This window comes from Amycolatopsis sp. NPDC003676 (genome assembly GCF_053587275.1).
On the sequence record NZ_JBSFNS010000014.1, the window covers coordinates 13,003 to 25,771 of the forward strand.

The following is a 12,769-nucleotide window of genomic DNA, read 5'->3' on the forward strand; positions in this document are numbered from 1 at the left end:
ACTCACCCCTGTGTCTTGGAAACGCGCAGCGAACTGGCGGCCACCTCGGCCGCGAGCTTGTTCTGGTCGAAGTTCATCCGCACCATCACCTCCGGGTGCTCGGCGATGAAGGCGTCGATCAGCTGGAGGATCCGCGAGCACTCGTCCCCGCCGAGCGCTTCGTCCACATAGAACAGCGGCATCAGCATGTCCACGCTGCCCTCGGCCTTGCCCAGCGCGTGCCACAGCGGGGTCTGCGGGTAGAGCCGGATGCCGAAGGCGATGGTGAGCACGTGCGGACGGCATTCGGCCATCGTGTCCAAAGTGGACTTCACCGTGTCGACGGTCTCCCCCGGCCCGCCCAGCAGCAGGGAATGCACGATGCGCAGCCCGGAACGGTGCGCGCAGGCGGTGGCGTTGACGATGTCCGCGCGGCTGAAGTCCTTTTGCAGGCTGGTGAGCATCTCGTCGCAGCCGGCGTCCAGGCCGAAGTTCAGCGTCTCGCAGCCCGCTTCTTTGAAAAGGCCGGTCAGCTCGTCGTCGTACTGCAACGGGTTGGTGTAGGCCATCCAGCCGACGCCGAGATCGGCCTTGACCAGCTCGCGGCAGACCGCGATCGCGTGCCGCCGGGGCAGGTTGAAGATGCTGTCGGTGATGAAGAACCGCCGCACCCCCGCCAGATCCCGGACGTGCCGCATCTCGTCCACGATCTCCTTCGGCGAGCGCAGCCGGAACCGTTTGCCCTCGATCGACGGCACCGGGCAGTACGAACAGCGGAAAGTGCAGCCGCGTTTGGTCTGGATGCCGTATGTCGGCTGCGGGCCGACCACCTTCATGCTGAAGTAGCGCGGATCCGGCACGAACGTGCGCGGGGCCCGGATGCTCGCCGGGTCGGCCACCCGCGCCGGTTCGGCCGCGACCAGTTCGCCGTCGACCAGCCGGATCAGCCCGGGCGCGCTGTCGATCGGCTCGCCCTTGCCGATCGCGTCGGCCAGCGCCACGATCGCCGGTTCGCCCTCGCCGACCACGCCGAGGTCGACGCCCAGGACGTGCATGATTTCGGTGGGCATCAGCGAAAACGCCGAGCCGCCCAGCACGACGGGAGCGGCCGAGGTGTCGCGACAGGCCTCGATCACGATGCGGACGTCGCCGAGATTTCCCCGGTAGCGCAGGTAAGTCTCGTTGTCCACGTTGCGGATGGACACCCCGATCAGCGCCGGATCGAACTCCCGCACGGTCTCGGCGACGAGCGGCCCGAGCCGTTCGTCCGGTTCGAAGCACAGGTCGAGGATCCGCGCCTCGTGCCCGGCTTCGAGCAGGGCGTTCTGGAGGTAGGCCACCCCGGCGGGCACCGCGTAGGACGGGCGGGACTCCCGGTTGGTGGCGATCAACAAGACACGCATGTCACCCCTCACTCGCATCAGCGGGCACGAGCGCGACCGGCCGCACCCAACCCGCACCCGCGTCACGGACGTTGATCGGCAAACAGCACGCGGTGAAACCGGTCGGCCGCACCAACCGGTCCAAACCGCCCATCCGCTCGATCTGCAGGTACTCGCGGCGGCGGCCGTACAGGTGGCACGGCCACAGGTGCGTCCGGTCGCCGGTGCGGTAATAGCGTTCGATCATGACCCCGGCGGGCAGGTCGAAGCCCGCCGCGTCGGTGCCGATCACCTTGATCCCGCGGTCCAGCAGGAACTCCAGGGCGGGCACCGTCATGCCCGGGTGGCCGCCGAAGTACGCGGGGGTCGGCCACAGCCGGTCGGATCCGGTGCGCAGCAGCACGATCTCGCCGGGCGAGAGCTCGTGGCCGATCCGGTCCAGTTCGGCGGCGAGGTCGTCGGCGGTGATCGACTCGCCCGCCTCGCGGTGGGTGAGCGTCAGCACCACGCCCGGGCCTACGCACCAGTCCAGCGGGACCTCGTGGATCCGTTTGGCGGCACCGCCTTCGCAGGTCGGTCCATAGTGGAACGGCGCGTCCATGTGCGTGCCCGCGTGCACCGACAGCGTCAGGAATTCGTTGCCGAGGAACAACCCGTCCGGGAAGCTGCGCTCGTCGATCCGCCTGCGACCGGTGAGATACCCCGCCGCGCGCCGCATCCGGGTCGGGAGCGGCAACTGCCGGGAGAAGGCCGCCTTGCGCCCGATCCGGCGCGGACCGTCCTTGTGCGTCCACGGTTTGATCCGGACCACGCCCGGGTCGAACGGAAGGTCGGCGACCGGCATGCTGAGGTCGACGATCGTCGCGGCACTGTCCATTGTGGTCATGCCCGGCCCCCGATCGACTTGAGCACGGCCGCCGCATTGAACCCGCCCGCTCCCCGGGCGATGACGAGCGCGGTGTTCAGTCCGGCGGCGAAGCACGGCTCGCCGGTCACCGCCAGCGGCCCGTCGGCGCCGCCCAGCGCGGGCGGCGCGATGTCGTAGGCCAAAGCCTGCGCGGCCCAGCACAAATCCAGCAGCGCACCGGCGGAGTTGAGGCGGCCGGTCATGGTTTTGGGCACCGCGACCGGCACGTCGGCGAACCCGTCGCCGAAGCAGGCACGCAGGGCAGCCAGTTCGAGGCGGTCCCAGTCGGCGGCGCCGTTGCCGTCGGCGAACACCACGTCGACCTCGTCCGGAGCGACGTCGGCCCGGCGCAGCGCACGGGTGATCGCGGCGACGAGCGCGCCGGGAGTGTGCGGGGCCTGAGTCTGGTCGTGCGCGTCGTGGGTGCTGACGACGGCGGCGAGTTCGCAGTACCGGCCGGGTGCGTTCCGCGCGGTCGCCGACTCCAGGGTCTCGACGAGCAAAGCGGCCCCGCCCTCGCCGAGCACGCCGCCGGTGGCCGGAGTGCGGAACGGCTGGTACTCCCCCGACCGGCTCAGGTCGGGCCGCCGCTGGTGGCACACCATCGAGTAAGGCGAGAACGGCGCTTCGCCGCCCGCCACGAGGATCCGCTGGCCCGGGTCGGTGCGGAGCATCCGCAGCGCCGCGCCCGCCGCGGCGAGCCCGCCCGCGCCGTCCGCCGCGGTCACCGCGCAGCGGCCCCGCAGACCGTGCCGGATGGACAGTTGCCCGGCGCTGGCGGCGTAGAACCAGGCGATGGACTGGTAGGCGGTGACGGCTCGAGGACCCTGTGACCACAGCGACTGCAGCTCCCGCTGCCCGAAGACGTTGCCGCCGGTGGAACTCGGCGTGACCACCGAAAGGCAGTAGGGGTCGGCGCGGTCCAGGTCGAGTTCGGCGTCGGCGAAACAGAACTGGGCGGCGGCCAGGCAGAACCAGGTCCACCGGTCGGTCTGCACTCGTTGCTGGGGAAGGACGAACTCGTCCGGGTCGAAGTCGGGCACCTGCCCGCCGAAGCACAGCCCGGACCCGCCGTGCACCTCGGCCGGCAGCGGGGCGATGCCGCTCTGCTTGGCCAGCGTGGCTTTCCACTGCTGCTGCGTGCCGACGCCGTTCGGCGCGACGACGCCGAGGCCGGTGATCACGACGGGATTCACGAGGCCCCGCCCGAGAGCTCCGACAGCACCATCGCGGATTGGAAGCCGCCGAATCCGCTGCCCACCGACAACGCGTGCCGGACCCGGTGCTCCCGCGCGACCAGCGGCACGTAGTCGAGGTCGCATTCGGGCGACGGGGTGCGCAGGTTCGCGGTCGGCGGCACCGCGCGGTCGCGGATCGCCAGTACACAGGCAGCCGTTTCGATCGCCCCGATGGCGCCGAGCGAATGCCCGACGACGGCCTTGATCGAGCTGATCGGCGTGCGGCGGGCGTGGTCGCCGAGGGCCAGTTTGAACGCGGCGGTTTCGTGGCGGTCGTTCTGCTTCGTGCCGGAGCCGTGCGCGCTGATGTAGTCGATCTGCTCTGGTGCGAGCCGGGCTTGCCGCAGGGCGATCCGGATCGCTTCGGCCATCTCGGTGCCGTCCGGCTTGAGACCGGTCATGTGGAACGAGTTGGCACGGCCCGCGTAGCCGGACAGTTCGCAGTACACGCGCGCGCCTCGCCGTCGCGCCGCTGACAGTTCTTCCAGCACCAGCACTGCCGCGCCTTCGCCGAGCACGAACCCTTCCCGGGTGGCGTCGAACGGACGGGAGGCCCGCGCGGGGTCGTCGTTGAGCGGGCTGGTGGCGCGGATGGCGTCGAAGGAGGCTGCGGTGATCGGCGTGACCGGCGCGTCGGACGCACCGGCGAGCACGACGTCGGCTTCGCCGTCCAGGATCATCTCATGTGCCAGGCCGACGGCGTCGATGCCGGAGGTGCAGCCGGTGGACACCGTCACGACCGGACCGCAGGCGTGCAGCCGGATCGCGGTCTCGGCCGCCAGGCTGGACGGCACCAGCGCCGGGTACAGATCGCCGGTCACCCGCGAGCCGTCGACTGTCCACATGCGACCGTTGCCGCTCGCCAGCGCGTACTGCTCCTCCAGCCGGACCGACGCGCCGACGGCGGTGCCCATGCTCACCCCGACCTCGAACGGGTCCAGTGTGGACAGATCGATCGCCGCGTCGGCGACCGCCTCGTCCGCGGCGGCCAGCGCCATCGCGACGTAGCGGTCCTCGTGCAGGTCCGGCACGTCGTCGCATTCGGCGGCGATCCGGGACCGGAAGGGCGCCGGGTCGAAGGCGGTGATCGTGCGGATCGCCGGGCGGCCGGACAGCACCCGCCGCCAGAAGGCCTCCCGGTCCGGGCCGCCGGGCGCGAAGACGCCGACGCCGGTCACCGCGGTGCGACGGGTCATCACTGCTCTCCGGACTCGGTGTCCACGTGCCCGAGTTCCGGGCGAGGGGCCAGCGGACTCAGCGCGAACACCGCCGTCAACGGGCCGTCGCCGGCGTTGCGCAGCCGGTGCCGGACGTCCCGCGGCACCAGCAGCCCCTCGCGAGGCCCGAGTGGGACCGGCGTGCCGTCGAGGTCGATCTCAGCCCGTCCGGACACCACCAGCAAGTGCTCCTCGGAGTACGGATGCCGGTGCTCGGCGATCCGCTCGCCCGGGGCCAGTTCGACGAATCCGCTGATGCCGTAAGCGGATCCGCACGCCGCCGGCCCGATCAAAGTGCGCATGTCGCCGCCGCGCCCGCGCACCGAAGGCGTGTCCTCCCAGGTCCGCCGACGGCCCCGGCGCTGTTCGATCCGGCGGGCGATGATCTCCATCTGGGCCGCGGAGTTCGTGTCTAGCCGACGCGTCATCGCGGCGTCGTCCAGCGGCGCGGACGGCTTCATCCGGAACTCCTGCGCCCACGTCATGCGGGTGCGGTCCTTCTCCAGCGCCTCGAACGTCCAGCACAGCCGCATGAATGCGAAGTTGCCGCGCTCGATCCGCCACGCGCGGACCGTCCAGCTGTCCCGGTTCCAGCGGCGGCGCGACACCCAGGACCAGCTGACGCCGTTCGCGTCCGGGTTGAGGGTGAGCCGGAAGGTCACCCAGTTCTCGCCCTCGGCCAGCACCTCCACCGCGGCGTACTCGGTGAACAGTTCGGTCCAGCGGCGGACGTCGTTGACCGCGTTCCACACGTAGCCGATCGGCGCGGCGATCTCCACCTGATTCTCGACGCGGGCCGGCGGACACGGCGCGGCGAGGCCGCCGATGATCTCGCCCAGCGCGACCGGGGTCGTCTCCGCGGTCAGCAGGTCTTCGATGTCGCTGCCGTAGCGGTCCTGCACGCGTTTCGAGATTTCCAGCCGGGCCAGCGAATCCACGCCCAGATCGCCGAAGCAGGTGTGCCCGTCCCGCGCCAGGACCTTCGTGCCCACCGCACCGAGCAGGTCCTCGACCTCGCCCGTCACCGCACTGCCGTCTTCGGTCGCCGCCACAGCCGATCCCCTTCCCGCCAGGACTCATCGCCCCACCGGGAAAAGATTCGCAGCCGACAGGTCCGGCCGGCATCGCCCGCAGGTCGGCAGGGAGCGCGACCGCCGGGAGGAGATCGGGCGGGCGGACGTCCTCCGCCGGGAGGAGGTCAGTCCACAGTGGACGGACGGCGGCCGAGGAAGCCGACGAGGCGGTCCAGCAGCGGCGCGCCGCCGGGAACGGGCACCGGGGCCGCGAACATGTAGGGCTGGCGCAGATCCTGTTCGCGGTGCCCGCGTGCGATGCCGTCCACGGCCTGGACCAGTTCGTCGCCGAAGGGACTCTTCTGTCCCGTGGCGGTGGCGAGATCCCAGCCGTGCACCACGTGTTCCAGCACGAGATAGCCGAGCAGGCCGCGGCCGGGCATCGGCCCCCACGGCATCGGATGCTCGGCAGCGAGCACTTCTTCCCGCGACCACACCCCGACCGCCCGGACGGCCGCGGCCCAGTAGGCGGCGAACACGTCGGCACCGGCGAGCTCGACAGTCAGCTCGGTGTCGAATCGCTTGGCGTCCACCAGATCGGCGTACTGGATCAGGCTTTCGACGACGTGCTCCACGACGCCCAGCGCGGTGAAGTCGGGGCACGGCGACGGCAGCCGCCACTGGTCCGGCTCCACCGCGCGAACGAGGCCGCCGAATCCCTCGACGGCCTCGTCCAGCAACCCCGCCAGCTCTGTCATCGCGCCACTGAACCACCCGGGCGCGGCGAGGTCAAACCTCCTGTGCGGCCACGGATTCGATCACCTGGAGCCCGTGCAGCACCGGCGTGAGCGCGGTGACGCGCAGCCCGGCCCGGCTGAGCAGGGCACGGAACTCGTCGCCCGTCCTCTCCCGGCCGCCGGTGCCCACCAGCATGGTCAGATCCGACAGCGCGGACGCCAGATCCGGCTCGCCCGCAACCACCCGTTCGAGTAACAGGACCTTGCCGTCCGGCTTCATCGCGCGGCGGCAGCGGGCGAGAATGTCCACGGTGCGCTCGTCGTCCCAGTCGTGCACCACGCGGGACAGCAGATACGTGTCGTACCCGGCCGGAACCTCGCCGAACAGATCGCCGCCGACGACCTCGCACCGATCCCGCACCGCCGCGAGCTCCTCGGCCCCCGCCACCGTCCGCGGCAGGTCGAACAGCACTCCCCGGATGCCCAGGAACGCCTGGAGGATCGACGCCAGCATCCGCCCGTGCCCGCCGCCGACGTCGACTACAGTTCCGGCCGAGGCGAAGTCGTACGCCCGAACCAACGCGGCCGAACTCATCGCCGTCAATTCGGACATGATGTTGTTGAAGAGCGCCGCGGTTTCCGGATGCTGTTCCCGGTACTGCCATACATCCGTCCCGAAGACGTGCGGGTAAGCCGGTTCTCCGGTCTGGACGCAATGCAGCAGCGACCCCCAGACGCTCCAGGTCGCGTGGTCGCCGAAGAACAACGCCCGGTTGCGCGCCGAACCGGGCACGCCGGCGCGCAGCAACTGCCCGGCGGCAGTGAGAACGAACCGGCCGTCGGACTCGGTCGCGAGCAGATCGGCGGCCACCAGGGCCAGCAGCAAGCGGTGCAGCGCGGCCGGATCCGCGTCCGTCGCCTCCGCCAGTGCGTTGCTCGTCAACGGCCCGTCGGCGAGGAGGTCGGCCACGCCCAGCCGGGCGGCCGCGTAGACGGTCTGAGTGAGCTGGAAGCCCTGGATACAGCGCTGCACCACCAATTGCGGTGGCAACTCGACACCTGGCATGGCCGTTCTTCCTCTCGCCGCGGTACCTGCGTCCACAGTCAGTCACTGGGTCCGAGGTCTCGGCATCGCCCGGGTTGAGGAAAGTGCCTTGTCCCGGAGGAGGACGGGCGGGGCGGTCGGCTCGTCTCCGAGGAGGAGAGAGGCGGTCGATGGTGTTCCCGGCCACCGGATCGTGGTTACTCAGGCTTCTCACAGCGTCGCGTTCATAGCCTGCGACGCGCCTGGGGTCCCGAGCGAACGAGGAGCACGTCATCGTGACACCGCATGCCTGCCGGAAAACCGTGCGGGCCAGGCTCGCGGCATCGGGTTCGGTCGCCGGAGCCTGATCGCGAGCCGCTTGTGTTCCGCCGCACGGATTTCCCGCGCGAACCGCACGACACCCATCCCCCGCAGAAGGAAACCTTGTGAGCGAGGAACTGTCGCTTTCCCTCGAGGACACCGCGCAGCTCCGCCCGGTTCCGCGCCGCGCGCCCGTTCCGGCGCGGTTGCACGAATTCTTCGAGCGCGCGTGCGACGAGACACCGGACGCCGTTGCCCTCGAATGCGGGCGCGACCAGCTCTCCTACCGTCAGCTGGACGAGCACGCGAACCGGCTCGCGCACGTGCTCATCCGCCGCGGCATCGGCCCGCACCGCCGGGTCGGCCTCCTGATTCCCCGGTCGACGCCGATGTACGTCGCGTTGCTCGCAGTGCTGAAGACCGGGGCCGCGTTCGTGCCGATCGACCCCGCGGCGCCCGCGGACCGCGTCGCCTACGTCGCCGCCGACGCCGCGCTCGACCTCCTGCTCGTCGCACCCGAACTGGCCTCGGCAGCCGGCGCGGTCCGCTGCCCGGTGCTCCGGCCCGGGGAACTCGCCGCCGACGCGATGCGGGCCAGCCCGGCGCGGCCGCAGCTCTGGCCGGTCGACGGCGAGGTGTGCTACGTCATCTACACCTCGGGGTCGACCGGACGGCCGAAAGGCGTCGCGGTCAGCCAGGCGAGCATCTGCAACTTCATCGGGGTGGTCGCGGACGTCTACGGCGTGCGCCGCACCGACCGCGTGTACCAGGGCATGACGATCGCGTTCGACTTCTCGATCGAGGAGGTCTGGCCCACCTGGGCGGCCGGAGCCACGCTCGTCGCGGGGCCGGTCGGCGCCGACCGCATCGGCTCCGGTCTCGCGAATTTCCTGGAACGGCACCGCATCACGGTCCTGTACTGCGTGCCCACGGTACTGGCCACTGTGGACCGCGACCTGCCCGGCATCCGCACGCTGCTGGTCGGCGGCGAGGCCTGTCCTGCCGAACTGGTCCAGCGGTGGAGCAGGCCGGGACGCCGGATGCTCAACACCTACGGGCCCACCGAGGCGACCGTCACCGCGACCTGGTGCGAACTGCTTCCCGGCCGTCCGGTCACCATCGGCCGCGCCCTGCCGACCTACCGGATCCGGCTGCTGGACGAGCGGCGGCGGCCGGTCCCGGACGGCGCCGTCGGGGAGATCTGCATCGGCGGGCCGGGCGTCGCGCTCGGCTACCTGAACCGGCCGGACCTGACCGCCGACCGGTTCCTCGACGACCCGCGGATCACCGGCGGGGGCAGGCTCTACCGCACCGGCGACCTCGGCCGGGTGCTGCCCGGCGGCGAGATCGAGTACCTCGGGCGGGCCGATTCCGAGGTCAAGATCCGCGGCCACCGCATCGACCTCCAGGAGATCGAGAGCGTCCTGATGGAACACGCGGAGGTGGCGGTGGCCGCCGTCGCCCCGCATCCCGCAGCGCCGACCGAGGACCTCGTCGCGTACCTCGCGTTCACCCCGGGTGCCCACGACCGGGACGCGATCGTCGCGCAACTGCGGGAAAGCCTGCGGCAGCGGCTGCCCGCGCCGATGGTCCCCGGTTACGTCGACACGCTCGCCGAACTGCCCATGATGCCCAGCGGCAAGGTCGACCGCGGCCGCCTTCCCCGCCCGTCCGGGGCCCGGTTCCACGCGGTCGCCGCGGTGGCCCCGGAAACCGGCGCGGAACGAGCGATCGCCGCGGTGTGGGCAGAGCTGCTCGGCACCGCCGAGGTGTCGGTGACCGCTGACTTCTTCCACGACATCGGCGGCCACTCGCTGCTGGCCGCCCGCGCGGTTTCGCTGCTGCGGAAACGGGGCGTGGCACCGGACGCGTCCGGTGCCGACATTTACGCCCACCCCACGATTCGCGCGCTCGCCAAGGCATTCGCGAACCGGGCGCCCGCGCACTCGCGCCGCGAACCGGTCCAGCCGGCCCCGAGCGTCGGCCGGGCGCGGCTGTTCGGCTGGGGCACCGCGCAGATCGGTGCGTTGTGCCTGCTTCTCCTGCTGCTCGGCGGACCGGCCGCGGCGATTCTCGGGCTCAGCGCGGGCGTCCTGTCGCTCAACACCGTGTGGCTGCTGGTGGCGATCGCGCCCGTGCTGTACCTGACCGCGCGGTTCCTGCTGCCGATCGCCGGTGTCCGCCTGCTGTCGCGCGGGATCCGGCCGGGCGAGTATCCATTGTGGAGCGCCGCGTACTTCCGGGTGTGGCTCGTGAGCGGACTGCTGGCGATGGCCCCGCTCGGCTCGATGAGCGGATCTCCGTTGCTGCCCTGGTATTTGCGGCTCCTCGGCGCCCGGGTGGGCCGGCACTGCCAGCTCGCGACCGGGAATCTGGGCCTGCCGTCGCTGCTGACGATCGGCGAGGACGTCAGCGTCGGCTACGGCGCGCACGTGCAGAACGTCCGGGTGCGGGGCAACCGCGTCGAGATCGCGCCGGTCGTGCTGCGCGACCGGGTCTTCGTCGGCGCGAACGCGGTCGTCGAGCCAGGCGCCCGGCTCGACGTCGGCTCCGGTCTCGCGGAAATGTCGGCCGCGGCGGCCGGGCAGCGCATCCCGGCCGGGCAGTACTGGTCCGGTTCTCCCGCTCAGCGTTGCGCGGAAACCGACCCGCTCGTCGCCGCATTGCGCGCCCGACCCGGGCAAGCCCCGTCCCGGGCGTTGCAGGCCCGGTTCACGGCAGCTTGGCTGTGCATCGAACTGCTGCCGCTGCTGTTCCTCGCTCCCGCCATCGCGCTCGGCAGCTGGCTGTATCTCGCGCACGGCGTCGCCGGCGGATGGTGGGCGTGCCTGCTCGCCGGACCGGTCACCGCGGCCGCCGTGTGCCTCGTGGTCTTCGCCGGCAAACGGCTCGTGCTCCCCGTAACCCGCCCCGGCGTGCGGCACGTCGCCTCCTCGTTCGGGCTGCGCAAGTGGGTCACGGACAAACTCCTCGGCGCGAGCCTCGCCGCCACCAACTCGCTCTACTCCACGCTGTACACGCCCGGCTGGCTGCGCGCGCTCGGCGCCCGCATCGGACCGCGCGCCGAGGTGTCAACGGCCTCCCAGCTCGACCCCGGATTGCTCACGCTCGGAGCGGAAAGCTTCGTGGCCGACATGGCCGCGGTCGGGGCCGCGACGTACTGCCACGGCCAGGTGGCGGTCGGCCGAACGACAGTCGGGACCAGGTCGTTCCTCGGCAACGCCTCGTTCCTGCGCTCCGGCGCCACGGTCGGCGACGGCTGCCTGATCGGCGTGCACACCGCGGCTCCCGCCGACGGCAGCCCGGACGGCACGTCCTGGCTCGGCACCCCGCCGATCCGGCTCCCCCGCCGCCAGGACAGCGGCCAGTTCGCCGACGAGCTGATCTTCCGCCCGACCCGGCTGCGCGTCCTGGAACGGCTGGTCATCGAGTTCTTCCGGATCGTGGTCCCCGGCAGCCTGCTCGCCGCGGCCGGCTACCTCGTGCTGCTCGCCCAGCTGCAGGCCGGGAAATCGTCCGGCGTGCTCGCCGCCGTCCTCGTGACCCCGATCGCGGCCCTGCTGAGCGGATTCGGCGTGGTGCTCGCGGTCGCCGCCGCGAAGTGGCTGATCGTCGGGCGGTACCGGCCGCGCGTCGAACCCCTGTGGAGCCGGTTCGTGCGCCGCACCGAATTCGTGACCGCGCTGTACGAAACCGCCGCCGTGCCCGCTTTGCTGGGCTCGCTGGCGGGCACCCCGCTGCTGGGCCCGCTGCTGCGGCTGTTCGGCGCGCGGATCGGCAAACGCTGCTGGATCGCGACGACGTACCTGACCGAATTCGACCTGGTCCGCCTCGGCGACGACGTCTGCGTCGGCCCGGCGACGTCGCTCCAGACCCACCTCTTCGAGGACCGGGTGATGAAAATGTCCACTGTGGACGTCCGATCCGGCGCGAGCGTCGGCGCGCGCTCGGTGGTGCTGTACGACAGCGTGGTCGGCGATCGCACGGAGGTGGACGCGATGTCCCTGGTGATGAAGGGAGAACAGCTTCCCCCGGGGACTGCTTGGCGCGGCATCCCGGCGCGGGGAATTTCCGGGGCCCGCCCTTGATCCGTCCGGAGCGGCTGGCTAGCCCGCGCTGACGCGCAGGTCCTCGACATCCGCGGTGGCCGCGTTTTCCCGCTGGGCCTCGACCTCCGCCAGCCGCTCCCGCAGCACGCCGGTCATCAGACGCCAAGCATCCGAGCCCAGCACCAGACGCCGCGGCGGCTCCGGCGACACCGCCGCGCGGATGATGCCCGCGACCGTGCGTTCCAGGCTGTCGGTCATCTCCTCGACCGGGATCGGCTCCTGATCAGCTGGCCCGCCCCGGTACGGCGCGCTGACCGGCACCCGGGTCGCCGCGTCGAAGAAGCCGGTGCGGACCATGCCCGGCTCGATCAGCGTGGTGCGGATGCCGAACGGCGCCACCTCGGCGGCCAGCGCGTCGAAGAAGCCCTCGATGCCCCATTTGGTCACGTGGTAGAGCGAGAACGACGGGAAGGCGAGCTGTCCGCCCATGCTCGACATCTGCATCAGCAGCCCGCCGTCCTGCGCTCGCAGACGCGGGACCACCGCGCGGGCGAGCTGGATCGAACCGGTCAGGTTGGTCGCGATCATCTGGTCGATCTGCGCGTCGGTCAGGTCCTCGGCCGTGGCGAACACGCCGTAGCCCGCGTTGGACACGACGACGTCGATGCGCCCGTGCGCGGCGAACGCCTCCTCGACCACGGCACGCACTCGCGGCGTGTCGGTCACGTCCAGCGCCCGCACCCAGAGGCGGTCGCCGTACCGTTTCGCGAGGTCGTCCAGCTGCTCCGGGCGACGCAACGTGGCAGCGACCCGGTCACCGCGCGCCAGCACCTGTTCGACCAGTTCCCGGCCCATCCCCCGGGAAGCACCGGTCACGAACCAGCTTCTCGACATGATCTTCT

General features: G+C 71.4%; 9 protein-coding genes. 1 reads left to right on the forward strand and 8 read right to left on the reverse strand.

The annotated features are described in order from the left end of the window. Positions 1-2: 2 nt before the first annotated feature. The 7 genes from ACWDNU_RS11750 to ACWDNU_RS11780 form a co-directional block, all read right to left on the reverse strand. The gene (locus ACWDNU_RS11750; RefSeq protein ID WP_449668762.1) at positions 3-1,382 is read right to left on the reverse strand and encodes a B12-binding domain-containing radical SAM protein; all 1,380 of its coding nucleotides are present in this window, start codon (positions 1,380-1,382) and stop codon (positions 3-5) included. Position 1,383: 1 nt separating this feature from the next. After that, on the reverse strand, positions 1,384-2,247 hold the full coding sequence (locus tag ACWDNU_RS11755) for a cyclase family protein (RefSeq protein ID WP_449668763.1): 864 nt from the start codon (positions 2,245-2,247) through the stop codon (positions 1,384-1,386). Further along, the gene (locus ACWDNU_RS11760; RefSeq protein ID WP_449668764.1) at positions 2,244-3,464 is read right to left on the reverse strand and encodes a beta-ketoacyl synthase N-terminal-like domain-containing protein; all 1,221 of its coding nucleotides are present in this window, start codon (positions 3,462-3,464) and stop codon (positions 2,244-2,246) included. Before ACWDNU_RS11760 ends, ACWDNU_RS11755 begins: the two co-directional genes overlap by 4 nt. Then, the gene (locus ACWDNU_RS11765; protein ID WP_449668765.1) at positions 3,461-4,702 is read right to left on the reverse strand and encodes a beta-ketoacyl-[acyl-carrier-protein] synthase family protein; all 1,242 of its coding nucleotides are present in this window, start codon (positions 4,700-4,702) and stop codon (positions 3,461-3,463) included. Before ACWDNU_RS11765 ends, ACWDNU_RS11760 begins: the two co-directional genes overlap by 4 nt. Beyond that, positions 4,702-5,775 (reverse strand): cupin domain-containing protein, encoded by a 1,074-nt coding sequence (locus tag ACWDNU_RS11770; protein ID WP_449668766.1) that lies wholly within the window; start codon positions 5,773-5,775, stop codon positions 4,702-4,704. The genes ACWDNU_RS11765 and ACWDNU_RS11770 overlap by 1 nt, the downstream gene beginning before the upstream one ends. Positions 5,776-5,921: 146 nt before the next feature. Continuing rightward, positions 5,922-6,494, reverse strand: coding sequence for a TIGR03086 family metal-binding protein (locus ACWDNU_RS11775; RefSeq protein WP_449668767.1), 573 nt, complete (start codon positions 6,492-6,494; stop codon positions 5,922-5,924). Between the two features lie 31 nt (positions 6,495-6,525). Beyond that, the gene (locus ACWDNU_RS11780) at positions 6,526-7,539 is read right to left on the reverse strand and encodes a methyltransferase (RefSeq protein WP_449668768.1); all 1,014 of its coding nucleotides are present in this window, start codon (positions 7,537-7,539) and stop codon (positions 6,526-6,528) included. 404 nt (positions 7,540-7,943) lie between these two features. On the opposite strand from ACWDNU_RS11780, the gene ACWDNU_RS11785 reads away from it, so the two are divergent. Further along, positions 7,944-11,906: a Pls/PosA family non-ribosomal peptide synthetase gene (locus tag ACWDNU_RS11785; protein ID WP_449668769.1), complete on the forward strand. Its 3,963-nt coding sequence runs from the start codon at positions 7,944-7,946 to the stop codon at positions 11,904-11,906. Positions 11,907-11,924: 18 nt separating this feature from the next. Here ACWDNU_RS11785 and ACWDNU_RS11790 read toward each other — a convergent pair whose 3' ends face one another. After that, positions 11,925-12,761, reverse strand: coding sequence for an SDR family oxidoreductase (locus ACWDNU_RS11790; RefSeq protein WP_449668770.1), 837 nt, complete (start codon positions 12,759-12,761; stop codon positions 11,925-11,927). Positions 12,762-12,769: the final 8 nt, after the last annotated feature.

Excerpts from the sequence above, each read along its gene's own strand:
- ACWDNU_RS11775 (WP_449668767.1), bottom strand. The coding sequence starts at position 6,494 with ATGACAGAGCTGGCGGGGTTGCTGGACGAGGCCGTCGAGGGATTCGGC.
- ACWDNU_RS11755 (WP_449668763.1), bottom strand. The coding sequence starts at position 2,247 with ATGACCACAATGGACAGTGCCGCGACGATCGTCGACCTCAGCATGCCG.
- ACWDNU_RS11765 (WP_449668765.1), bottom strand. The coding sequence starts at position 4,702 with ATGACCCGTCGCACCGCGGTGACCGGCGTCGGCGTCTTCGCGCCCGGC.
- ACWDNU_RS11790 (WP_449668770.1), bottom strand. The coding sequence starts at position 12,761 with ATGTCGAGAAGCTGGTTCGTGACCGGTGCTTCCCGGGGGATGGGCCGG.
- ACWDNU_RS11750 (WP_449668762.1), bottom strand. The coding sequence starts at position 1,382 with ATGCGTGTCTTGTTGATCGCCACCAACCGGGAGTCCCGCCCGTCCTAC.
- ACWDNU_RS11780 (WP_449668768.1), bottom strand. The coding sequence starts at position 7,539 with ATGCCAGGTGTCGAGTTGCCACCGCAATTGGTGGTGCAGCGCTGTATC.